24 protein-coding genes are annotated in these 22512 nt (G+C 72.7%); 10 read left to right on the top strand and 14 right to left on the bottom strand.

Annotated features, from left to right (window positions below):
* Positions 1 to 70 precede the first annotated feature (70 nt).
* The 4 genes from ACIRPT_RS30885 to ACIRPT_RS30870 all read left to right on the top strand — a co-directional run bounded on the left by ACIRPT_RS30885 (position 71) and on the right by ACIRPT_RS30870 (position 3750).
* Positions 71 to 1090: a hypothetical protein gene (locus ACIRPT_RS30885; protein ID WP_403833015.1), complete on the top strand. Its 1020-nt coding sequence runs from the start codon at positions 71 to 73 to the stop codon at positions 1088 to 1090.
* 74 nt (positions 1091 to 1164) lie between these two features.
* Entirely contained in the window at positions 1165 to 2328 is a 1164-nt protein-coding gene (locus tag ACIRPT_RS30880) for a sensor histidine kinase (protein WP_403833169.1), read from the top strand.
* A complete protein-coding gene (locus ACIRPT_RS30875) occupies positions 2283 to 3023 on the top strand; it encodes a response regulator (protein ID WP_403833013.1) in 741 nt (246 codons plus the stop codon). The genes ACIRPT_RS30880 and ACIRPT_RS30875 overlap by 46 nt, the downstream gene beginning before the upstream one ends.
* Before the next feature lie 166 nt (positions 3024 to 3189).
* Positions 3190 to 3750 carry a hypothetical protein gene (locus ACIRPT_RS30870; protein WP_403833010.1) on the top strand — a complete coding sequence of 187 codons (561 nt, stop codon included), beginning with the start codon at positions 3190 to 3192 and terminating at the stop codon, positions 3748 to 3750.
* A 46-nt stretch (positions 3751 to 3796) separates the two neighbouring features.
* Here the strand turns inward: ACIRPT_RS30870 and ACIRPT_RS30865 are convergent, their stop codons facing one another.
* Positions 3797 to 5035, bottom strand: coding sequence for a hypothetical protein (locus tag ACIRPT_RS30865; protein WP_403833166.1), 1239 nt, complete (start codon positions 5033 to 5035; stop codon positions 3797 to 3799).
* Positions 5035 to 6006 (bottom strand): 5-dehydro-4-deoxyglucarate dehydratase, encoded by a 972-nt coding sequence (locus tag ACIRPT_RS30860; RefSeq protein ID WP_403833007.1) that lies wholly within the window; start codon positions 6004 to 6006, stop codon positions 5035 to 5037. Before ACIRPT_RS30860 ends, ACIRPT_RS30865 begins: the two co-directional genes overlap by 1 nt.
* 253 nt (positions 6007 to 6259) lie before the next feature.
* On the opposite strand from ACIRPT_RS30860, the gene ACIRPT_RS30855 reads away from it, so the two are divergent.
* The 4 genes from ACIRPT_RS30855 to ACIRPT_RS30840 all read left to right on the top strand — a co-directional run bounded on the left by ACIRPT_RS30855 (position 6260) and on the right by ACIRPT_RS30840 (position 9756).
* Positions 6260 to 7078 (top strand): NAD-dependent epimerase/dehydratase family protein, encoded by an 819-nt coding sequence (locus ACIRPT_RS30855; protein ID WP_403833005.1) that lies wholly within the window; start codon positions 6260 to 6262, stop codon positions 7076 to 7078.
* A 91-nt stretch (positions 7079 to 7169) separates the two neighbouring features.
* Complete coding sequence (locus ACIRPT_RS30850; RefSeq protein WP_400067852.1) at positions 7170 to 7442, top strand: GlsB/YeaQ/YmgE family stress response membrane protein; 273 nt, start codon at positions 7170 to 7172, stop codon at positions 7440 to 7442.
* A gap of 101 nt (positions 7443 to 7543) precedes the next feature.
* Positions 7544 to 8749: a TerD family protein gene (locus tag ACIRPT_RS30845; protein WP_403833003.1), complete on the top strand. Its 1206-nt coding sequence runs from the start codon at positions 7544 to 7546 to the stop codon at positions 8747 to 8749.
* Between the two features lie 92 nt (positions 8750 to 8841).
* Positions 8842 to 9756 carry a class I SAM-dependent methyltransferase gene (locus ACIRPT_RS30840; RefSeq protein WP_403833000.1) on the top strand — a complete coding sequence of 305 codons (915 nt, stop codon included), beginning with the start codon at positions 8842 to 8844 and terminating at the stop codon, positions 9754 to 9756.
* On the opposite strand, the gene ACIRPT_RS30835 is transcribed toward ACIRPT_RS30840, so the two are convergent.
* Both ACIRPT_RS30835 and ACIRPT_RS30830 read right to left on the bottom strand, forming a co-directional pair.
* Positions 9740 to 11191: an alkaline phosphatase PhoX gene (locus tag ACIRPT_RS30835; RefSeq protein ID WP_403832998.1), complete on the bottom strand. Its 1452-nt coding sequence runs from the start codon at positions 11189 to 11191 to the stop codon at positions 9740 to 9742. The genes ACIRPT_RS30840 and ACIRPT_RS30835 overlap by 17 nt on opposite strands.
* A 173-nt stretch (positions 11192 to 11364) precedes the next feature.
* Positions 11365 to 12864, bottom strand: coding sequence for a hypothetical protein (locus tag ACIRPT_RS30830; protein ID WP_403832995.1), 1500 nt, complete (start codon positions 12862 to 12864; stop codon positions 11365 to 11367).
* Between the two features lie 234 nt (positions 12865 to 13098).
* On the opposite strand from ACIRPT_RS30830, the gene ACIRPT_RS30825 reads away from it, so the two are divergent.
* Positions 13099 to 14937 carry an endonuclease/exonuclease/phosphatase family protein gene (locus ACIRPT_RS30825; protein ID WP_403832993.1) on the top strand — a complete coding sequence of 613 codons (1839 nt, stop codon included), beginning with the start codon at positions 13099 to 13101 and terminating at the stop codon, positions 14935 to 14937.
* A 184-nt stretch (positions 14938 to 15121) separates the two neighbouring features.
* Positions 15122 to 15262 carry a hypothetical protein gene (locus ACIRPT_RS30820; RefSeq protein WP_403507315.1) on the top strand — a complete coding sequence of 47 codons (141 nt, stop codon included), beginning with the start codon at positions 15122 to 15124 and terminating at the stop codon, positions 15260 to 15262.
* A gap of 79 nt (positions 15263 to 15341) precedes the next feature.
* On the opposite strand, the gene ACIRPT_RS30815 is transcribed toward ACIRPT_RS30820, so the two are convergent.
* The 10 genes from ACIRPT_RS30815 to sufC form a co-directional block, all read right to left on the bottom strand.
* Positions 15342 to 16328, bottom strand: coding sequence for an EI24 domain-containing protein (locus tag ACIRPT_RS30815; RefSeq protein ID WP_403832989.1), 987 nt, complete (start codon positions 16326 to 16328; stop codon positions 15342 to 15344).
* A gap of 98 nt (positions 16329 to 16426) precedes the next feature.
* Positions 16427 to 17098 carry a hypothetical protein gene (locus ACIRPT_RS30810; protein WP_403832986.1) on the bottom strand — a complete coding sequence of 224 codons (672 nt, stop codon included), beginning with the start codon at positions 17096 to 17098 and terminating at the stop codon, positions 16427 to 16429.
* Entirely contained in the window at positions 17095 to 17277 is a 183-nt protein-coding gene (locus ACIRPT_RS30805; protein ID WP_403507309.1) for a hypothetical protein, read from the bottom strand. The genes ACIRPT_RS30810 and ACIRPT_RS30805 overlap by 4 nt, the downstream gene beginning before the upstream one ends.
* A gap of 199 nt (positions 17278 to 17476) precedes the next feature.
* Positions 17477 to 18484: a 2,3,4,5-tetrahydropyridine-2,6-dicarboxylate N-succinyltransferase gene (dapD, locus tag ACIRPT_RS30800; protein WP_403507307.1), complete on the bottom strand. Its 1008-nt coding sequence runs from the start codon at positions 18482 to 18484 to the stop codon at positions 17477 to 17479.
* A 138-nt stretch (positions 18485 to 18622) separates the two neighbouring features.
* A complete protein-coding gene (locus tag ACIRPT_RS30795; RefSeq protein WP_403832983.1) occupies positions 18623 to 19162 on the bottom strand; it encodes a TetR/AcrR family transcriptional regulator in 540 nt (179 codons plus the stop codon).
* A complete protein-coding gene (locus tag ACIRPT_RS30790) occupies positions 19162 to 19482 on the bottom strand; it encodes a DMT family transporter (protein ID WP_403832981.1) in 321 nt (106 codons plus the stop codon). Before ACIRPT_RS30790 ends, ACIRPT_RS30795 begins: the two co-directional genes overlap by 1 nt.
* Positions 19483 to 19652: 170 nt before the next feature.
* The gene (locus ACIRPT_RS30785) at positions 19653 to 19982 is read right to left on the bottom strand and encodes a metal-sulfur cluster assembly factor (RefSeq protein WP_403507301.1); all 330 of its coding nucleotides are present in this window, start codon (positions 19980 to 19982) and stop codon (positions 19653 to 19655) included.
* Positions 19979 to 20437: a Fe-S cluster assembly sulfur transfer protein SufU gene (gene sufU / locus ACIRPT_RS30780; RefSeq protein ID WP_403507299.1), complete on the bottom strand. Its 459-nt coding sequence runs from the start codon at positions 20435 to 20437 to the stop codon at positions 19979 to 19981. The genes ACIRPT_RS30785 and sufU overlap by 4 nt, the downstream gene beginning before the upstream one ends.
* A gap of 54 nt (positions 20438 to 20491) precedes the next feature.
* Positions 20492 to 21748 (bottom strand): cysteine desulfurase, encoded by a 1257-nt coding sequence (locus tag ACIRPT_RS30775; protein ID WP_403832979.1) that lies wholly within the window; start codon positions 21746 to 21748, stop codon positions 20492 to 20494.
* Complete coding sequence (sufC, locus tag ACIRPT_RS30770) at positions 21745 to 22509, bottom strand: Fe-S cluster assembly ATPase SufC (RefSeq protein WP_403507295.1); 765 nt, start codon at positions 22507 to 22509, stop codon at positions 21745 to 21747. Before sufC ends, ACIRPT_RS30775 begins: the two co-directional genes overlap by 4 nt.
* Positions 22510 to 22512: the final 3 nt, after the last annotated feature.

The following is a 22512-nucleotide window of genomic DNA, read 5'->3' as shown; positions in this document are numbered from 1 at the left end:
CCCGTACGGCGGAGGAGGATCGCCGGCGGGGGCGAGGCGGCGGGGCCGTGGCGCCGCAACGCTGGTCACCATGACCACAGAGACCGGCCACCGCGCCCCGGCCGCCTTGCCTCCCGCCCCCCGAAGGGCCGTTCGCGCCGCGCTGCGGGCCGTCACCCTCGCCGCCTGCGTCCCCTACCTCGCCCTCAAGGTCGGCTGGATCGCGGGCAGCCGCATCGGCATCCCCGAGGGCAGCGCGCTGCGCCGGGACGGCAACTCCCTGATGGCGCTGAACGCGCTCACCGTGCTGATGGACGCCGCGGTGATCGCGCTGGCGTTCCTGCTGACCCGGCCCTGGGGGCGGAGGGTGCCGTCCTGGCTCCTGGCGCTGCCGATGTGGTGCGCGAGCGGGCTGCTGGCCCCGATCGTCGCGGCGTTCCCGGTCCAGGCGCCGGCCGCCGCGCTGCGCGGCTCGAAGGTCGCCGACGACGGCGCCGCCGCACTGCTCGATCCCTGGGTGTGGAGCGTCGTCTACTCGGGCTTCATCGTCCAGGCCCTGGCCCTGGGCACCCTCTTCGTCCTGTATGCCCGGGAACGCTGGGGCCATCTGTGGCGCGGCCGGATCGGGGACCTGCCCGCCGGCCCCACTCGCCCCGCGCGCCGGCTGGCCGGGGGCGTGGCGATCGCCCTGGCCCTGATCCCGGCCGCGATGCATCTGGTGTGGGCCGCCGGCGGCACGGCCGGTCTCGGACCCGAACGGGCCGCGGTGCAGGACTTCGACGCCCGGGTGAACGACGCCTCCTACGTCCTGTTCGCCGTGCTCACGGTGGCGGGCGTGCTGATGCTGGGATACGGGCGCGGGCGCCGGGTCCCCGTCCTGGTGCCGCTGGTTGCCGCCTGGACCGGCTCGGGCGCGCTGGCCTGCTGGGGTGGCTGGCTGCTGCTGACGACGCTGAACTGCGCGGCGGGTGACCCGAAGCTGCCCACTCCGCCGATGAACCTGACCTACTGTGTGCAGATGATCACCGGGATACTGGTGGCCGCGGCCGGGGCCCACTTCTTCGCGGAGCGCCAGGCGGGGCGCGAGGCCGAGGCCGCGCGGTGCGACTGAACCGGCCGCGGCTGAACCGGCTGCGACGGCAGGGACTGCGCTGGGTCCATCTGGTGATCGGCGGCGCGATCCTGATGCCGTACTTCCTGCTGACGTCGGTGATCGTGTCGGTGGCCATGGGCGGCGCCGACCCCTACCGCGACGTCACGGTCCAGTTCCTGGCGTTCGGCGCCGCCCTGCCCCTGGTCTGGCTGACCACGCTGCTCTTCGCGCCGGCGCGGCCGATCGCGGCGAGCGCGGTGCGGACGTTCTGCGGGGTGCCGGGGGAGCTGCTGGCCGAGGGGCCGGGGTACTCCTGGGCCGCGCGGCGGCGTACCGCGCTGTGGTTCGTGGTGCACCAGACGGCGGGCGGCATCGTGAGCGGGATGTCGCTGGCCGCGCCGCCGGCCGCGTTGGCGCTGATGGCGCTTCCGTTCTGGGCGTCGCTGCGGCGCGTCTGGCCGCCGTGGCGGTCGGCCGTCCCCGGCGCGCTCGGCCCGCTCGCCGGGGTGGCGCTCCTGGCGCTGGTGGCCGGCACGGCCTGGGGGGCCGGGAAGCTGCTGGCCCGTCTGGCGCCGGTGCTGCTGGGGCCGACGCCCGCCGACCGGCTCGCCGCCGCCGAGCGCCGGGCCGCCGACCTGGCCTCCCGCAACCGGCTGGCCCGCGAGCTGCACGACTCGGTGGGGCATGCGCTCAGCGCCGTCACCCTCCAGGCGAGCGCGGCGGGCCGGGTGCTGGACGCGGACCCGGAGTTCGCCCGTCAGGCGCTGGCCGCCATCGAGGAGACCACCCGCGAGGCGGTCGCCGAACTGGACGCCGTACTGGGGCTGCTGCGCGAGGAGGACGGCGCCCGGCCGACCTCCCCGGCGCCCGCCCTGGACGGCCTGGACGCCCTTCTGGACCGCACCCGCGCGGCGGGCCTGGGCATCGCGGCGACGGTCGAGGGAAACGTCGCGGGGCTGCCGCCGATGGTCTCGCGGGAGGCGTACCGGATCGTGCAGGAGGGGCTGAGCAATGCGCTGCGGCACGCCGGACCGGTGTCCGTGACGATTCAACTGCGCGTATACGAGGGGGAGTTGAGGCTGACGATGGAGAATCCGGTGGATACGGCCAGGGCGGCGGACCGCACGGGTGGCGGTCGCGGGCTGCGCGGGATCGGCGAGCGGGCCCGGCTGCTGGGCGGCGAGGCGACGGGCGCCGCGCACGAGGGCGTATGGCGGCTGACGGCCACCCTGCCGATCGCGGGGACGGCACGGTGAGCGGGGACGGCACGGTGAGCGGGCGCGAGGGCGCCGCGGCGCTCCGCGTTTTCCTCGCCGACGACGAGCGGATGGTGCGTACCGCGCTGCGCGCGATCCTCGGCGCCGAGGCCGATATGGAGGTGGTCGGGGAGGCCGCGACCGGCGCCCGGGCGGTGCCGCTGATCCGGGAACTGCGGCCGGACATCGTCCTGATGGACGTACGGATGCCGGAGATCGACGGGATCCGGGCGACCGAGCAGGTGCTGGCGGGGATGCCGGAGCCGCCGCGCATCATCGTCGTGACGACCTTCGAGAACGATGCGTATGTGTATGACGCGCTGCGGGCCGGTGCCAGCGGGTTTCTGCTCAAGCGGTGCGGGGCGGAGGAGCTGGTGCAGGCCGTGCGGATGGTGGCGCGCAGCGATTCGCTGCTGTTCCCGGCCGCGGTCCGTGCGCTGGCCGCCCGGCACGCCGGGGAGCGGGCGGCCGGCGAAGCGGCGCGGGCGCTGGGGGCCCGGCTCTCGGAGCGGGAGCGGGCGGTGCTGCGGCAGATGACGGCGGGCCTGACGAACGCCGAGATAGCGGACCGGCTGGGCGTCGGCCCGGCCACCGTGAAGACGCATGTGGCGGGGGTGCTGGCCAAGCTCGGCGTACGGGACCGGACCCAGGCGGTGATCGCGGCGTACGAGTGCGGTTTCGTGCGGCCGGGGTGAGCACGCACGCCGCCGCCGTTGCTCCTGGGGTGCGGCCGTTCACCCATTCGTCCCGGCCGGGCGGGCCCGGCCGCCGCGGTACCGATTAGCTCGGGGATCAAGAGGCGCGGACCTCCCCCGGTGGCACAACGGCGTGCCGCAGGCCGCGCTTCGCGGAGGTCCCGCCATGCGATGCCTGCCACCCCTGCGACCGGCCCGGCCGCGCACCGCCGCGGCGCTCGGCGCCGCCGCGTTCGTCCTCGCCGCGCCCGCGGCGTTCGCCGGCGACTTCGGAGAGGTCCAGGCCTCCCCGCAACCGGCCAGGGCGGGCTCCAGCGTGTCGCTGACCACCAGGGACTGCGGGCACAGCCGGTCCGCAACCGTCGACGCCGGCACGCTGGGCGGCGGCATCGTCACGCTGCGGCCCGGCGGCGACGGGGGCGCGCTGGTCGGCTCGCTCAAGGTCCGGCCGGACACCCGGCCGGGCAACTACGCCCTCGGCGGCAGCTGCGCCGACGGCAGGGACCTCACCGGCGTGGTCAGCGCCGGCACGGCGCCCGCCGACCGGGGCGGCGCGCGGGGCCCGATGCCCAGGGGCGGGGTGCAGACCGGTGCCGGTGCGGACGCCGGCGCCGCGGGCGAGGCGGCCGGCACCACGGAGGTTCTCGCGGGTACGGGCCTGATGCTGGCCATTGCCGCCGGGGGCAGCTGGGTCCTGCGGCGCCGGCACGCGGGCCGCCGGGACTGACCGGGCCCGCGGCGGCGCCCCGCGCGGCCGCGGCCGGGCACGGCACTCAGGCGACCGTTTCGCCCGTTTCACCCGGTTCGCCCGCGAGGAAGCGCAGCGCCTCCCGTACGTCCGTCAGATCGCCGCCGCTCGCCAGCCCCGCGTGGTAGAGCCGCAGTTCGGTGGCGCCGAGCGAGGCGGCGTGGGCGGCGTCGGCGGCGAGGGTGCCCGGCCGGCCGCCCAGGCCGGAGACGACGGTGAGGTTGGCGGCGACGGTGGCCCCCGCCGGGCGGTCGCCGAAGGGGGCGAGCGCATCGGTGCGGGCCCGCTCGTCGCCGGTGCACGGCACGACCACACCGTCCGCATGCGCGAGCACCTCCGCCGGGTCCACCCCGGCGTTGGCGCCGCAGCGGTGCGCTGCGGGGTCGGCGTGCAGCAGCACCCGGAACGGGCCCGCCGCCGCCTCCCGTACGGCCCGCACCGCGGCCCGCTGCAACGACCGCGCCACCCGGTCGCGCCAGGTGCGCAGCACCCCCGAGCACTCCGCGCCCACCAGCGCCTCGACCGCCGCCCACTCCTCCGCGCGCCCCGCCGCCCGTTCGTCCGGCCCGCCGTCCGCACCGGCCCACACCGGCTCCAGGGCACGGACCACGGACCCCCTCAACTCCCCTGCGGACAGCCCGAGTTCGCCGTACCCCTGGGCGCAGACCGCACAGAAGCACACCGACATCAGATACTGCGCCGCGCCGGAGAGCGGCACGCCGCCGGTCTTGTCGTGGGCGTGCAGATGCGCCAGTCCGTACCAGCCGCAGGACTCCAGCTCGCTGCCGCGGGCGCCGGGCCGTACGGCCGCCTCGGCGGCGAGGTCGACGAGGTAGCCGCGGACCTCGGGGCGGGCGATGCAGGGCGCCCAGGGGTACGGGTCGCCGTAGGCGTTGCGTACGACGGAGTCCGGATGCTCGGCGCCCAGCCGGGAGTTGTGCGCCAGGACGACCCAGGTGTGGACCTCGAGACCCGCGGCGGTCAGCGCCCGCGCGGCCTCGTCGAAGGGGTCCGCGCCGGGCACCCAGTCCTGCGCGTACGGGCGCAGCGCCCGGCCCGCCCAGCGCGCCGGGTCCGGCGGGTAGAGGACGGCGGCGTGCCGGGCGGTGACGATGCGGTGGCGGGGGTGGCGCGGGGTGAGGGCGCGGGTGGAGTGGTAGGCGGCGGCCAGGGTGACCTGCTGGACGCCGAGGCCGGCGAGGCGCTCGGCGGCCCCGGGGTCGCCGACCACGTCCCAGGGGTAGAGGAAGGCGGCGCTGCGCATCATGCGTCCGGCGCGGCCGACGCCAGGCGCAGCCCGTGGTCGATGAGCGCGGCGAGCCGCTCGACATGCGCGGGGGCCGGTTCGCTCAGCGGCGGCCGGACCTCGCCGACGTCCAGGCCGCGCAGCCGTACGCCGGCTTTGACCAGCGAAACGGCATAGCCGCGGCCCTGGTTGCGCAGTTCGACCAGTGGCCGGTAGAAGCCGTCCAGCAGCCGGGCGACGGTGTCCTGGTCGCCGCCGGTCAGCGCCCGGTGGAAGGCGAGGGCGATCTCGGGGGCGAAGGCGAAGACGGCGGAGGAGTAGCGGCGCACGCCCAGGCCCAGGTAGGCGGGGGCGGTGAGTTCGGCGGTGGGCAGGCCGTTGAAGTGGAGGAAGTCCTCGTCGGGGGCCTCGGTGCGGACCGCGCTGATGATGCGCTGGAGGAGGTCGAGGTCGCCCAGGCCGTCCTTGAGGCCGACGATGCCCGGCGTAGTGGCCAGCGCGACGACGGTGGATGGCTCGAAGACGACGTTGTCGCGCTGGTAGACGATGACGGGCAGGGGCGTGGCGGCGGCGAGTTCGGTGTAGTGCCGCAGCAGGCCTTCCTGCCCGGCGACGACGAGGTACGGCGGCATGGCGAGCAGCCCGTCGGCGCCCGCGTCCCGGGCGAGGCGGGCGAAGTGGCCGGCGAGCGCGGTGCCGTAGCCCGTTCCCGCGATCACCGGGACGCGGCCGCCGGCCTCCTCCACCGCGGCGGCGACGCACTCGGCGAACTCCGCCGGGGTCAGCGCATGGAATTCGCCGGTGCCGCAGCAGGCGAAGACGGCGGGCGCGCCCGCCTCGATCCCGCCCCGCACATGGGCGCGGAACGCCTCCGGATCCAGGGTGCCGTCGCTCGCGTAGGCGGTCACGGGGAAGAACAGCGGCCCGTCGAGACGGTCGGCGAGCCGGGGGGACCTCGCGGCGGTGGCGGGGGGAGGATGTGCGGTCACGGGCTCTCCCTGGCGAGTTGAGGCATCTGCGCATCTGCCGTGCACGTTCATGACCAGCATCCACACTCATGAACGCTCGTTACGCTAGAGCAGCCCCTCACACCGGTCAAGACCCCACAACTCCCGCCCGGCAAGCGGATTCACCAGGTCGGTCAAGCGTCTTGACCGGCCGGCGAGCGCCTTCCTAGCGTTCCACGCATATGAATACCGTCCGCCCCCAAAACCCTTCAGCTCAGCGGAGGAGTTCCCGCCCATGACCGCACCCCGCACCGTTCTGCTCACCGGCGCCGCCGGCGGCCTCGGCACCCTGATGCGCGAGCTGCTGCCGCCCTACGGCTATGCGCTCCGGCTCTTCGACCGGCGATCCATCGAGAACACAGCCGGCGAACCGGACGCCATCACCGCCGAACTGGCCGACAAGGAGGCGCTGCGCAAGGCCGTGGAGGGCGTCGACGCGATCGTCCACCTCGCGGGCATCTCCCTGGAGGCCCCGTTCGAGCAGATCCTGCGGGCCAACATCGAAGGCACCTACCAGCTCTACGAGGCGGCGCGCGAGGCCGGCGTGAACCGCATCGTCTTCGCCTCCTCCAACCACGCCGTCGGCTTCACCCCGCGCCCCGCGGACGGCTCGGGTGCGATCCCGGTCAACACCCCCCGCCGGCCCGACACCTACTACGGCCTGTCCAAGGGCTTCGGCGAGGACCTCGCCTCCCTCTACTGGGACCTGCACGGCATCGAGACCGTCTCGATCCGCATCGGATCCTGCTACCCCGAACCCACCACGGTGCGGATGCTGTCGCTCTGGCTGAGCCCGGCCGACGCCGCGCGCCTGCTGCACGCCGCCCTCACCGCCCCGGACGTGGGGCACACCGTCGTCTACGGTTCCTCCGCCAACACCCGTCTGTGGTGGGACCTGTCCGCCGCCCGCGCGCTCGGCTACGACCCGCAGGACGACTCCGAGCCCTACGCCGCCGCCCTGATCGCCGCACAGGGCGCGCTCGACCCCGGCGGCCCGGAACACGCGCACCTCGGCGGCGCCTTCTGCACCGACCCGCCACGGTGGCCGCACTGAACGTGGCCCGCGCCACGCCATGGAACCCGCGCCGTCCGCGCCGCGTCCTCGTGGGTGTACCAACCCTCCCGGCAGGAACGAGGAACACCTCATGGGCATCGTCACCTGGCTCGTACTGGGCCTGATCGCGGGCGTCATCGCCAAGGTCCTGCTGCCGGGACGGGACCCGGGCGGCCTGGTCGGCACGACCCTGATCGGCATCGCCGGCTCCTTCATCGGCGGCTGGCTGTCCACGAAGATCCTGCACCGCCCGATACCGAAGGACATCGGCGAACCCTCCATGTGGATCGCCTCGATCGCCGGAGCCCTGGTCCTGCTGATCGCCTACCGGCTGCTCTTCGGCAACTCCCGCGAACGGCACTGACGATGCGCACGGCGGCGGGCCCGGCGGGATGCCCCGTCGGCGGGTCGAGGGCCGGCGCCGGGTAATGGAACCGCAAAAGCCGACCGATCGTTACCTCTGACATGACCGCTATGACTCCTGGCTCGAATCTCCCCCTCACCGCCACGCGGGTGGCGGTGGATGTCACCGCCCCCGCACAGCTGGATGTGTCGGGCCTGCTCCTCACCGCCAACGGCAAGGTGCGTTCCGACGACGACTTCGTCTTCTACAACCAGCCCAACGGCCCCGGCGTGACACACACCACGGGAGCCGGCGGCAGCGGCGACACCATCACGGTGGACACCTCCGCGGTGCCCGAGGACATCGAGAAGATCGTGGTCACCGCGAGCCTGGACGCGCCCGGTGCGACGTTCTCCGGCACCGAACCGACCGGCACGGTCCGCAGCGCCGACGACGGCAGCGTGATCGCCTCCTTCACCCCGCCGCAGCTGGGCACCGAGACCGCGCTGGTGGTCGTCGAGATCTACCGCCGCAACGGCGTCTGGAAGGTGCGCGCGGTCGGCCAGGGCTACGCCAACGGGCTGGCCGGGATCGCCACCGACTTCGGCGTCAGCGTGGAGGAGCCGGCCGCGCCGGCCGCCGCCCCGCAGACGCCGCCCGCGCCCCCGGCCGCGCCCGCCCCGGCACAGGCCGCCGCTCCCCCGGCCCCGTCCGCTCCCCCGGCGCAGGCCCCGGCGGCCCCGGGCACCGGCAAGATCAACCTCGACAAGGGCCGGGTCAGCCTCCAGAAGAACCAGACCGTCTCCCTCGTCAAGGGCGGGCAGCCGCTCCTCAGCTCCGTCACGATGGGCCTGGGCTGGGAGCCCGCCTTCCGCGGCAAGAGCGTCGACCTGGACGCCTCCGTCATCGCCTACGGCCCCGACCGCAAGAAGATCGACAACTGCTTCTTCGGCAAGCTGATGATCCTCAACGGCGCGGTCCAGCACTCCGGCGACAACCTCACCGGCGACGGCTCCGGCGACGACGAGGTCATCACCGTCCACCTGGGCGGCCTCCCCCCGCAGGTCACCGGCCTGGTCTTCACGGTGAACTCCTTCTCCGGCCAGAAGTTCTCGGACGTCGCCAAGGCCTACTGCCGGCTGAGCGACGCGGGCACGGGCGAGGAGCTGGTCCGCTTCGACCTCACGAACGCCGAACCCCGTACCGGCGTGATGATGGCCAAGCTGATCCGCCAGTTCTCCGGCGAGTGGGAGATGACGGCGATGGGCGAGTTCGTCGACGCCCGCACGGTACGCGGCATGGTCAAGCCGGCGGCCGCGGCGCTGTAACGCCTCACCGGCCCGGCCGGACGCGGCCGGGCCGGCGCGGGGGACGCCGGGTGTGTGGTTACGCCCCTCTCCCGTCCTCAGGATTCACAATCGTGTCATCCGCACACGCGCTGGATCCCGCCCCTGAGGAGCCCTCGACCATGCCACACCAGCCGGACGGCGACGGCCCGGACCTTCCCGAACGGGTCGCCGCCCTCTACGGGGAGCACGACCTCGCCACCGTGCCCGCCTTCGCCGGCGGCTTCATCAACTTCGGCTACTGGGCATGGCTGCCGGACCACGCGAACGGGCCGCTGAGCGAGGCCGACCGGGTCCGCAGCGAGCAGGAGCTCTACCGCCTGGTACTGGGCACCTTCGAGCGGACGCGGGGCCGCAGCGCCCTGGAGGTCGGCTGCGGCCGCGGCCTGGGCTGCGCACTGGCGCTGCGGGAGTTCGGCCTGGGACCGGTGACCGGCCTGGACGTGCACCCGGACCAGATCGCCCGCGCCCGCGAGGCGAACGCGGAGCTGCTGGCCGGGCCGCCGGACGCCGCCGCCCGTCTGGACTTCGTCGAGGGCGCCGCCCAGCGCCTCCCGCTGCCCGCCGCGAGCGTCGACTGTCTCTACTCCGTCGAGGCCGCCCAGCACTTCCGCGACCTGCCCGGCTTCGCACGGGAGAGCGCACGGGTGCTGCGCCCGGACGGCCGGCTGGCGCTGACGACGTTCTTCGCCCGCATCCCCGAGGCCGCCCGCGCGCTGCCCGAGCTGCTGCCCCCGTACGCCGACGGCCTGGACGTCCCGTACGTGATCGACGACGTGGTCGACACGCTGGCCGCGGCCGGGCTGCGGGACGTCCGGGTACGGGCGATCGGCGAGGCGGTCTGGGAACCGTACGACCGCTATATGGCCCAGCGGCCGGAACTGCGCGACGAATGGCCGCGGCACTATCTGACGGCGTACCGGACCGGCCTGCTGGACTACTACGTCATCACGGCCGCGGCGACCGACTCCCTCAGCGCTGCCGCCTGATGCGCTTCCACGGCCCCGTGATCGCCAGCATGATCCCCGGCTCCTGGATGTTGGCGAACAGCGTCCGCCCGTCGGGCGAGAAGACCGGCCCGGTGAACTCGCTGAACTCGGGCTCGTCGGCCGTGCCGATGTTGAGGTCGTTGCGGGCCACGGGGTACGTACGGCCGTCCTCGGTCGCCCCGAACAGATGCTGGACGCCCTCGCCGTCCTCGGCGATGATCAGCCCGCCGTAGGGCGAGACGCTGATGTTGTCGGGGCCGTCGTAGGCGCCGTCCTTGCCCGGCTCCGGGTTGACGCCGAACCGCACCTTCAGGGTCAGCGTCCGGCGCCGGGGGTCGTAGAACCACACCTGCCCATCGTGCTGGACGGGGCTCTCCTCACGGGCGAAGGAGGAGACGATGTACGCGCCGCCGTCCGCCCACCACATCCCCTCCAGCTTGCGGGCGCGGGTGATCTCCCCCTCGGCGAACTGCTTGCGGACCGAGACGGTGCGGGCGTCGCGGTCGGGGACCTCGATCCAGTCGACGCCGTAGACCGTGCCGACCTTGGTGGCGCGCGAGAGGTCGTCGACGTAACGGCCGCCGGAGTCGAAGCACTTGGGGGCCGCCAGCACACCGGCGTCATCGGCCAGCGTCCGCAGCTTGCCGTGGCCGTGCTCGAAGCCCTTGGGCGGGGTCCAGCGGTAGAGCAGGCCGTTGGGGCCGGCCGCGTCCTCGGTCAGGTAGAGGTGGCCGCGCCGGGGGTCGACGACCACGGCCTCGTGGGCGTAGCGGCCCAGCGCCTTGATCGGCCGGGGGTCGCGGCAGGCCTTCCTGTCGTGGGGGTCGACCTCGAAGACATAGCCGTGGTCCTTGGTCATGCCGTGCTGGCCGGCCTTGTCCTCGTTCTCCTCGCAGGTCAGCCAGGTGCCCCAAGGGGTGGTGCCGCCCGCGCAGTTGGTGGACGTACCGGCGATGCCGACCCACTCGCCGACCGGGGTGCCGTCCTTGGCGACCTCGACGACGGTGCAGCCGCCGGCCGCCGCCGGGTCGTAGACCAGGCCGTCGGCGAGCGGCACCGGGTGCGGCCAGTCGGCGCGCGGGCCCTTGAGCTCGTGGTTGTTGACGAGCAGCGTGGTGCCGCGGTGGCCCGCGAAGGTGCCGGTGCCGTCGTGGTTGGAGGGGGTGGACTCCCCGCTCTCCAGCTTGGTCACACCGGTCCGGGTGATGATCCGGTACGAGAATCCGGCGGGCAGCGCGAGGATGCCGTCCGGGTCGGGGAGCAGCGGGCCGTAGCCGAAGGCCCTGCCGTCCACGGTGCCGTCGGGCCCGGGGTCCGGGGCCTCCTCGGCGATGGCGCCGGGCGCGGTGGCCAGCACGCCGACGCTGCCGGCCAGCGCCACCGAGGCGCCGCTGAGGGCGGAACGCTTGGCGAAGTCTCTCCGGGTGAGCGGCATAGTCATCTCCTGGACGGCCGGTTTCTTCCCCTGTGTCTGCGCCGCACACGCTCTCGTGCGCCGTCGAACTCCAGTTGAACGCGGCCCGAAGCCCAGGAAGCGTTTGCCCCTCACACACGCGCGGCGGGTGACCGCTCAGGTCACCCGCCGCGCGTACCGAGGAGTCCGCCGGCTCAGCCGGTCCGCCGCGACCGCGCCTTGAAGGCGGCCTTGCGGGCCTCCTTGGCGGCCTTCTTGTCCGGGTGCAGCCGGCCCATGGCCTCCAGGACATCGGCGGTGGCCGGGTGTTCAACCCGCCAGACGGTGTCGAAGAACCCGCTGTGCTGCTCGGTCAGGCTCTGGACGAGGTCCCGCAGCTCGGCCGCCGTCTCATCGTCCGCGCCCTCCAGCTGCGCCGCGATGGTGTCCACCGTCAGCCAGAAGATCATGTCCTGGGACGGCTCGGGGATGCCGGGCAGCGCACGCTCGGCGAGCCAGACCCGGGCCAGACCGCCCAGCTGCCGGTCGTCGAGGACCTCGCGCAGCGCGGCCTCGGCGTCCGGGGAGACCAGCGAGAGGGTCTGCTGGGCGGCGAGCCGGCGCAGCGGGGCGCGGTCGTCGTCGCCGCGGGCGGCCCCCAGCAGATCGCGGGAGGCGTCGAGGGGGGTGCGGGCGGCGAGCCACAGCTCGGACTCGGCCTGGGCGAGCGGCTCGGGGTAGTCGGGCAGCGCTTCCAGGAGGACGTCGGCGCCCTTGTCGGTGAGGTCGCCGACGGCCGGGGCGTGGACACCGGCGTCCAGCATCCGGGCGCGGACGGCGTAGACGCCGAGCGGGGTGAGGCGGACCATGCCGTAGCGCGAGACGTCCTCGTCGGTGAGCGGCTCGGCCGACCGGACCGTCTCGCCCTGCTCGTCGAGCTCCTCGATCAGCGCCTCGTCGACCGGCTGGTAGGCGACCAGCCCGATCGGCTCCAGCATCCGGAACTGGTCGTCCAGGCGCATCATCGCCTCGGAGACCTCTTCGAGGATGTCGTCGGTGGGCTCGTCCATATCGTCCGGGACGATCATGGAGGCGGCCAGCGCGGGCAGCGGGACGTCCTGGTCGGGGCGTTCGCTCACGGCGGTGAGCAGATAGAGGTTGCCGAGGATGCCGTCCAGCAGCTCGGCCTCCTCCTCCGGGTTCCAGTCGATGGCGTCCAGGTCCAGTTCGCCGCCCTCGGCGATCTGGTCGGCGATGTCGGAGAAGTCGGGGGCGGCCGCGTCGGCGAGCACCGTCTCCATGCCCTGGAGCCAGATGTCGAGGATGTCGTGCGGGCTGCCGGAGGTCAGCAGGCCCAGCTCCTCGCCCGGGGTGGCGGTGCCGACCGCGGCGAGTTCGTCACCGCCCTGGCCGTCCTCGACGTCCTCGCCTTCGGGGCTCTCCTCGATCTCCACCAGTCCGGTGTCCACCGCCAGCTGCCAGGCCTCTGCGGTGTACGCGGGCCCGTCCTCGTCGCCCGCCAGGCCCAGGTGCTCGGTGGCGGCGCCCAGTGCCTCCTCGAGGATCTCGCCGCCGGCTCCGACGGGCACGCCCCGCTCGGCCCAGCGGGCGAGCTTGGCGGCGCGGGCCATCAGCGGGGCGCCGAGCGCCTCCCGGGCCAGCTCCGCTTCGGAGTGCAGCCGCACCGGCGGCAGAGTGGGGCGGTCTGCGGACATCTGGGGCTCAGCTCCTCGAAGGGGACTACGGGCTCGTGCGACGCCCAAGCGTAGACGGAATTTGCCGTATCTCGGACGGTTCACCCCCGCGTACGCTCCCGGTCACCGGGAGAACCTTGACAACTTCCTTACCCAGAACGGAGATTGACGCGCGTAGCGTACGAGCGCCGGTCCCGCTCCGCACGCTCCGTTGTCTTCACCCCCCTACCCCCCATTTTCTTCCGGAGGCACAGCATGCCGTCCCCTCGTTCGCTCCGCAGGCCGGCCGTCGTCGGCGTGGTGGCCGTGGCCGCCCTGACCGGTGGACTGATCACCGCCACCGAGTCCGCCCACGCGGCCGGCACCCGGATCCACGACATCCAGGGCAGCACCCGAATATCCCCGCTCGCCGGGAAACAGGTCAGCGACGTCCCCGGCACGGTCACCGCGGTCCGCTCCTTCGGCTCCGCGCGGGGCTTCTGGGTGCAGGACCCGCACCCGGACAAGAACGACGCGACCAGCGAGGCCGTCTTCGTCTTCACCGGCAAGGAGACCCCGAAGGTCTCCGTGGGCGATGCGATCACCTTCGCCGGTACGGTCAGCGAGTACTACCCCGGCGGCAAGGACGCCGGCCTCCAGTCCGTCACCGAGATCACCGGCGCCACCTGGAAGGTCACCGCCGCCAACACCCCACTGCCGGCCGCGTTCAAGCTCAACCCGGCGTCGGTGCCGGGCCGTTACGCCCCCGACGCGGGCGGCAAGAGCATCGAGTCGCTCAAGCTGAAGCCCGCCTCGTACGCGCTGGACCGCTATGAGTCCCTGGAGGGCATGCGGGTCTCGGTCGGCGGCTCCCCGGTCGTCGGCGCGACCAACACCCACAACGAGCTGTGGGTGACCGCGGAGCCGCGCCACAACCGCACGGCCCGCGGCGGCACGCTCTACGGCTCGTACGCGGACCCCAACGGCGGCCGGATCAAGGTGCAGTCGCTCATTCCCTTCTCCCAGCGGCCGTTCCCGGTGGCCGATGTCGGCGACGAGCTGACCGGCACCACCGCCGGGCCGCTGGACTACGACAACTTCGGCGGCTACACCCTCCAGGCCACCGAGCTGGGCAAGGTCACCGACCACGGCCCGGCCCCGGAGACCACCCGCAAGCAGAAGTCCGGCGAGCTGGCCGTGGCCACGTACAACGTCGAGAACCTCTCCCCCACCACCCCGCAGGCGAAGTTCGACCGGCTGGCGAAGGCACTGGTGACCAATCTTTCGGCGCCCGATGTGGTCGCGCTGGAAGAGGTCCAGGACGACAACGGCGCCACCGACGACGGCACGGTCACCGCCGGGGCGACCCTGAAGAAGCTCACCGACGCGATCAAGGCGGCGGGCGGCCCCGCGTACGAGTGGCGCCAGATCGACCCGCAGAACGACCAGGACGGCGGCCAGCCCGGCGGCAACATCCGCAATGTGTTCCTGTTCAACCCCGCGCGGGTGGCGTTCACGGACGTCAAGGGCGGCGACGCCACCACGCCGGTGAAGGTCGTCGACGACCACGGCAAGGCCGGGCTGTCGGCCTCGCCGGGCCGGATCGCGCCGGCCGACCAGGCGTGGAAGACCAGCCGCAAGCCCCTCGTCGGGCAGTTCGCGCTCAAGAGCCGCCCGGGCAGCCGGGTGTTCGTGATCGCCAACCACTTCAACTCCAAGGGCGGCGACCAGGGCCTGGACAGCCGCTTCCAGCCGCCGGCCCGCAGCTCGGAGACCCAGCGCACCGCACAGGCCAAGCTGGTCAACGGCTTCGTCAAGGACCTGCTGGCCAAGGACCCCAAGGCCAAGGTGGTCGTCGCCGGAGACCTCAACGACTACCAGTTCTCGGCCGCGCTGAAGAACCTGACGAACGGCGGGGTCCTCACCGACCTCGTGGGCGGGCTGCCGAAGGCCGAGCGCTACGGCTACGTCTACCAGGGCAACTCCCAGGTCCTGGACCACATGCTCACCACCAAGGCGCTGGCCGGGGCCGACTACGACATCGTCCACATCAACGCCGAGTACGCCGACCAGGCCAGCGACCACGATCCCCAGGTGCTGCGCGTCAAGCCGTAGGTCACCGGCTGTCACCTCCCCTCACTCCATCGGCCCCGGTCCGGGCGCCGCTCGTCACCCGGGGTGCGCTACTGGGCTGGTAAGCACCGCTTCGGCTCGAGGAGCCCGGCGGGCCCTGCGGGGTCCGTGAGCCCCCGAGTCCAGCGGGCCCAGCGGGCCGACGAGCCCCGACGAGGGAGTCAGCATGACGAAGGCGCAGGACCGTAAGCCGGGCAAGGAGCGTGCCGCGGAGCGGCGCAGCGGCCGCGAGCGGGAGCAGAGGATGCCGGAGGAGTCCGCCGCCGAGCGGACCCAGGACCTCAAGGCCCCCTCGCGGGAGACCTGACGGACGGGTGAGGGCCCCTGACGGCCGAACGGCCGCCGCACCTTCGGGTGCGGCGGCCGTTCATCGTTGCGTGCGGTGGTCAGTGGCCCTGGTGCGGCGGGTAGGGGGCGGGGGCCGGTCCGAATCCGCCGGGGGCGGGCTGTCCGTAGGGCCCGGGCTGCCCCGGGGCGGCCTGGCCGTAGGGCGCGGGCTGTCCGTACGGCGCCGCCTGCCCGTACGGTGCGGCCTGCCCGGGCGTGGGCCCGTACGGCGCGGCCTGCCCGTACGGGGCTCCCTCCGGCTCCCGCCGGCCCTCGTCCCCGTCCCCGTCCCCGTCGCCGTCGCCATCGCCGTCTGCCACGAGGTCCCGCACCAGCAGCGTCGCGCCCGCCACCGCACCCGGCATCAGCAGCACGGCGATGAACGGGATCAGGAACAGCAGCACGATCGGGGTGCCGAAGCCGACGGCGAGCGCCTTGCGGCCGCGCAGCAGCCGCAGCCGCTCGGTGACCGGAATGTCCCGGCGCTGCATCGCCACCGAGGTCAGCTCGACGGCGAGGAAGAAGCCGTTGACGCAGAAGGCGATGACCGGGATCACGGTCTGCCCGATGAACGGCAGGAACCCGAGGGCGAACAGCAGGACCCCGAACCCGGCGGCCCGCAGCAGCACATGGACGCTGTCGCGCAGCGCGATCCAGATCTCCTGCCACAGCGGCCGGTCCGGTCCCGGCGGGCAGTGCCCCTCGCTCTTTTCGACCTGCTCCGACAGCGACTCGTAGAAGGGGTCGCCGATGACCAGCGTGACGGCGGTGAAGGTCAGTACGGACAGCATCAGCGCGCCCGCGAACAGCAGCGCGACGAACACCCCGCGCAGCAGGCCCTGCCAGGGCGAGCCCCAGTCGTCGGCGAACGGCGTCGCCCAGGCGGCGATATCGCCGGACCAGATGGCGAGCACGGTGAGCACCGCGCCGTACAGCACCAAGGTAATCAGCGCGGGGATCAGTCCGAATCCCCACCACCGGCCGTGGCCGGCGACCCAGCGCTGCCCCTTGCCCAGATACCGCATCCCCGCTACAAGATCACGCATATGGCACAGCCTAACGGCGCGGTGCGGGGCGGTCGCACACCCGTGTCGGATGGTTACGCACGCGTGCCCGGCCCTTCACACCGCGCCGCCCCGGCCCTTCACACCTCGCCGGCCAGCCGCCCCAACTGCCCGTGGAGCCGGTCGAGTCGGGCCTGCATCGCGCTCGCCTCGGCGGCGGGCTCCGGGGCGCGGCGGGCGGGGCCCCTGTCCGCCGCGGCGTCGGCCCGTGCCTCCCGGTGGCCGGGCACCACCCGCAGCCGGCCGCCGCCGATCCGCACGAAGTCCTCGAAGCTCACCTCGTCGCGCCCGGCCGCACAGCCCTTGCAGACCCCGGCCAGCGCCCGCCAGCCGGTCCGTCCCCAGCCCGCGTCCACGAAGACCTCCGGCAGCAGCCCGCAGCCGCACGGCCCGATGCGTGCGACCCGTACCCGCTGGCGGGCATAGCGCATCCCGCGCTCGAAGCGGATGTACGCGCCGAGCACCGTGACCTCCAGGATCGCCGCCCGGCGGTGCGCGCCCACCCGGGCCAGGCCCTGTGCCGCGGCGAGGGTGTGCAGACAGTAGAAGCCGCAGTCGCAGCGCAGGGCGGGACAGCGGTGCCGCCGGCCGTACATGCACCGCGCCTCGTCCACCACGCCGTACGGCTGTGCCCCGCCGATCGCGACGCCCGCGAACCCGATCCGGCCGCAGTCCTCGGACAGCACGGGGTTGGCGAGCTTGTATCCCCGGGGCGGCTCGGCGGGACGCTCCCTCGGCAGCCGCAGCCTCATCGTGCGACCAGAGCCCCGGCGAAGTGCGCGCCCGGGTCCCCGGTCCCGCCCACCGTCACCTCGTCCAGCGGCTCGACGGCCGCCCAAGCCCCGGCCCCCCATTCCTCGGCCAGCACCTCCCCGGCCTGTGGTTTTTCTTCCTCCGCGATGCCGACAGCGAGCGGTTTGCCCAGCCTCATGCCGCCTCCCGGCGCGGTTGGTGGAACACCGTCCCCGACATGGTGACCCACCCCCGCCCCCCTTGGCACCAGCGCAAAGCGGCCCCCGTCCCCGCGCCGGGAGCAGGCGCCGTTCCGCGCCCGCGCAGGCACCGGGCACCCCCTCGAACACGCCGACGGCCCGGCGGGGCTTCCCACCGGGCCGTCGGGCGATGCGGCGTCAGTTGTGGCTGTGCAGGATCTCGTTGAGACCGCCCCAGACCGCCTTGTTCGGACGGGCCTCGACGGTGCCGGTGGTGGAGTTGCGACGGAAGAGGATGTTGTCGGCGCCGGAGAGCTCCAGGGCCTTGACGATCTGGCCGTCGGGCAGCGTGACGCGGGTGCCCGCGGTCACGTACAGACCGGCCTCGACCACACACTCGTCGCCCAGCGCGATACCGATACCGGACTCCGCGCCCAGCAGGCAGCGCTCGCCGATCGCGATGATCTGCTTGCCGCCGCCGGAGAGGGTGCCCATGGTGGAGGCGCCGCCGCCGATGTCGGTGCCGTCGCCGATCACGACGCCCGCGCTGATCCGGCCCTCGACCATGGAGGTGCCCAGCGTCCCGGCGTTGAAGTTGACGAATCCCTCGTGCATGACGGTGGTGCCGGACGCGAGGTGGGCGCCCAGCCGCACCCGGTCGGCGTCGCCGATGCGCACGCCGGTGGGCGCGACGTAGTCGGTCATCCGCGGGAACTTGTCGATGCTGGTGACCATCAGGTGCAGCCCCTCGGCGCGGGCGTTCAGCCGCACCGACTCCACCTGGTCGACGGCCACCGGGCCGAGCGAGGTCCAGGCGACGTTCGCCAGCAGGCCGAACATGCCGTCGAGGCTCTGGCCGTGCGGCTTGACCAGCCGGTGGCTGAGGAGGTGCAGGCGCAGGTAGACGTCGTGCGCGTCCAGCGGCTTGTCGTCCAGCGAGGTGATGACCGTACGGACGGCCACGACCTCCACGTCACGGACCGGGTCGGGACCGATCGCCTTGAGAACGGCGGGGCCCAGCAGATCCGTGGCGCGCTCGTCCTCCAGCCGCTCGGTGCCGGCCGGGCCGAGGTCCTCGGCGGGCGAGGCGACCAGCGCGGGCGCCGGGTACCAGGTGTCGAGAATGGTGCCGTCGGAGGCGACGGTGGCGAGCCCGGCGGCGACGGCGCCGGTCGTACGGGAAGCGGAAGTAGCAGCATCGGTCATGCTCGAAACCTAACCGGAGCGCGCCCGCTCAGGCGAACCGGTCTCAGCGATCGGGCCCGGCCGTAGGGTCGCACCAACCGCTTCGTAGGGCCGTACGAGCCGCGCGGACCCCGGCGCCGGTCCGCGCGGGCCCGGCCCTCAGTCCAGCACCCCGGCCAGCCCGGCGCGCAGCGCGGCCGGTTCGAAGGGCGTGCCGGTGAGCAGATGCTGGAGGACCAGCCCGTCGGCGAAGGCCACCACGGCCCGCGCCGTCGCGAGATCGCCGATCCGCTGACCGAGCAGCCGCGCCATCTCGTCGAGGCAGGCGGCCGCGATCGGCCGCACCGCCGGACGCCGCAGCGCCGCCAGATACAGCTCGTACTCCAGCTCCACCCGCGCCCGGTCCCCGCCCAGGACGTCCCCCACATAGCGCGTGACCTCCTCGGCGAGCGGCACCGCCGGGTCGATGCTCGCCACCCATTGCGCGAAGCCGGCCATCCATTCCCGGTCGACCTGCTCCAGCGCCGCGACCAGCAGATCGTCCAGGGTCCGGAAGTGGTACGTCGTCGATCCCAGTGGCACATCGGCGGCGGCCGCCACCGCCCGGTGGCTGAGCCCGGCGATCCCGCGCTCGCCGACCACGCTGATCGCGGCGTCGATGATCCGCTGCCGCCGGCCGGGGTCGTACCGCCGCGCCATCAGTGCGCACCGTCCAGGTTCAGCGCCACGACCCCCGCGATGACCAGCAGCACCCCGAGGATCCTCAGCGCGCTGGTGCTCTCCCCGAGGAAGACCATCCCGATCGCCGCGATCACGGCCGTTCCGGCCCCGGACCAGATCGCATACGCGGTCCCGACGCTCATCGTCTTCAGCGTCTGCGCCAGCAGCGCGAAGGCGATGAGGTAGCCCGCCACGGTGCCCACCGAGGGCCAGAGCCTGCTGAACCCGTCGCTGTACTTCATCGCGGTGGTCGCGAGTATCTCGGACAGGATCGCGGCACCGAGCGTCACATAGACCATGCGTACGAGCGTACACAACGAAGTGTACGGACGTACACAACGGCGCCGGGAGAACGCGACAGAAACGGCCGTGCCCGCCAGGACTTCCTGGCGGGCACGGCCGTATCGCGCCGTTCGCTTCGGGGAACCACCGCGGGATGTCGCGGGGAATCACCGGAAGGGGGATCTCGTCAGACGTTGAAGCCGAGCGCGCGCAGCTGCTCGCGGCCGTCGTCGGTGATCTTGTCGGGGCCCCACGGGGGCATCCAGACCCAGTTGATCTTCAGCTCGTTGACGATGCCCTCGGTGGCCGACTTCGCCTGGTCCTCGATGACGTCGGTCAGCGGACAGGCCGCGGAGGTCAGCGTCATGTCGATGGTGGCGATGTTGGCGTCGTCGATGTGGATGCCGTAGATCAGGCCGAGATTGACGACGTCGATGCCCAGCTCGGGGTCGACGACGTCGTACAGCGCCTCGCGGACCTCTTCCTCCGAGGCCGGCTTGGTGGTCGTTTCCGTCATGCGGTCTTCGCCTCCTCGGAGAGGGCCTTGGCCGTGGCGTCCTTCCAGGCCATCCAGCTGAGCAGGGCGCACTTCACGCGCGCCGGGTACTTGGAGACACCGGCGAACGCGACCGCGTCCTCCAGCACCTCCTCCATGGCGTCATCCGGCTCCACCTGGCCCTTGGACTGCATCAGCTCCAGGAACGTCTCCTGGATCTTCTGCGCCTCCCCCAGCTGCTTGCCGACCAGAAGGTCGTTGAGGACGGACGCCGAGGCCTGGCTGATGGAGCAGCCCTGGCCCTCGTACGACACATCTTCAATCTTCGCGCCGTCCAGCCGCACGCGCAGGGTGATCTCGTCGCCACACGTGGGGTTGACGTGGTGCACCTCGGCGTCGCCGTCCCGAAGACCGCGCCCATGGGGGTGTTTGTAGTGGTCCAGGATGACGTCCTGGTACATGGAATCCAGCTTCACGACTCAGTCAGTCCTCGTCCTCATCCGCTGTGCCTGATTAACCGGCTGTGTTGTCTAACCGAAGAAGTTGCGGACGTGCTCCAGCCCTTCGACCAAGGCGTCTACGTCGGCCGGGGTGGAGTACAGATAGAACGACGCTCGCGTGGTCGCAGGAATTCCGTAGCGCAGGCAGACGGGACGGGCGCAGTGGTGACCCACCCGGACCGCGATGCCCTGCTCGTCGAGCACCTGGCCCACGTCGTGCGGGTGGATGTCGCCGAGCGTGAAGGAGATCGTCGCGCCGCGCTCCTCGGCCGTGCTGGGGCCGATGATGCGCAGGTCGGGGACCTCCAGCAGCCGCTTGACGGCATACTCGGTGATCGCGTGCTCATGCTCGGCGATCTTGTCCATGCCGATCGCGGTGAGGTAGTCCACGGCCGCGCCGAGGCCGACGGCCTGGGCGATCGGGGGCGTACCGGCCTCGAACTTGTGCGGCGCGGGCGCGTACGTCGAGGAGTGCATCGAGACGGTCTCGATCATCTCGCCGCCGCCCAGGAACGGCGGGAGGTCCTCCAGCAGCTCCTGGCGGCCCCACAGCACGCCGATGCCGGTCGGGCCGCACATCTTGTGGCCGGTGAAGGCGACGAAGTCGGCCTGCAGCGCCTGGACGTCCAGCACCATGTGCGGGGCGGCCTGCGAGGCGTCGATGCAGACCAGCGCGCCGACCTCCTGGGCACGCCGGACGATCGTCTCGACCGGGTTGATGGTGCCCATGATGTTGGAGACCAGCGTGAAGGAGACGATCTTCGTCTGCTCGGTGATGATCTCGTCGATGTTGGACAGGTCGAGGCGGCCGTCCTCGGTGATGCCGAACCACTTCAGCTTCGCGCCGGTGCGCTGCGAGAGCAGCTGCCACGGGACGATGTTGGAGTGGTGCTCCATCTCCGTGATGACGATCTCGGTCTCGCGGTCCACGCGGTAGGGCTCATCGGCCCAGCCGAGCATGTTGGCCACGAGGTTGAGCGACTCCGAGGCGTTCTTGGTGAAGATCACCTCGTCGCGGCTCGGTGCGTTGATGAAGGCGGCGACCTTGTCGCGCGCGCCTTCGTACAGCGCCGTGGCCTCCTCGGCGAGCACATGCACGCCGCGGTGGACGTTGGCGTTATGGCGTTCGTAGTAGGCGTTCAGGGCGTCGAGGACCTGGCGCGGCTTCTGGGACGTCGCCGCGTTGTCCAGGTACACGATCTTCTTCCCGTCGTGGACCTGGCGGTCCAGAAGGGGGAAGTCCTTACGGATCGCCTCTGTGTCGAGGAGGCCCGGCAGCTGTGTCACGCGGTTGCGCCACCCTTCGTGTAAGCCTCGTAGCCCTCGGCCTCCAGCTTGTCGGCGAGCTCGGCGCCACCGGACTCGGCGATGCGGCCGTTCGCGAACACGTGGACGTGGTCGGGCTTGATGTAGCGCAGGATGCGCGTGTAGTGGGTGATCAGCAGCGTGCCGACCTGGCCGGTCTCGCGGACGCGGTTGACGCCCTCGGAGACGGTGCGCAGCGCGTCGACGTCCAGGCCGGAGTCGGTCTCGTCGAGGATCGCGATGGCCGGCTTGAGCAGCTCCAGCTGGAGGATCTCGTGGCGCTTCTTCTCACCGCCGGAGAAGCCCTCGTTGACGTTGCGCTCGGCGAACGCGGGGTCCATCTGGAGACGCTCCATGGCCTCCTTGACCTCCTTGACCCACAGCCGCAGCTTGGGGGCCTCGCCGCGGATCGCGGTCGCGGAGGTGCGCAGGAAGTTGGAGACGGAGACACCGGGGACCTCGACCGGGTACTGCATGGCGAGGAAGACGCCGGCCCGGGCGCGCTCGTCGACGGACATCTCCAGGACGTCCTCGCCGTCGAGGGTGACGGTGCCGCCGGTGATCGTGTACTTGGGGTGACCCGCCAGCGAGTAGGCGAGAGTCGACTTGCCGGAGCCGTTGGGGCCCATGATGGCGTGCGTCTCGCCCTGCTTCACGGTCAGGTCGACGCCCTTCAGGATCTCGCGCGGGCCGTTCTCGGCCTCGACGGAGACGTGCAGGTCGTGGATCTCAAGCGTTGCCATGGG

This window comes from Streptomyces sp. NPDC101227, assembly GCF_044767545.1.
In the GTDB taxonomy this organism is placed as follows: Bacteria; Actinomycetota; Actinomycetes; order Streptomycetales; family Streptomycetaceae; genus Streptomyces.
This window is presented reverse-complemented; position numbering and strand designations above follow the sequence as displayed.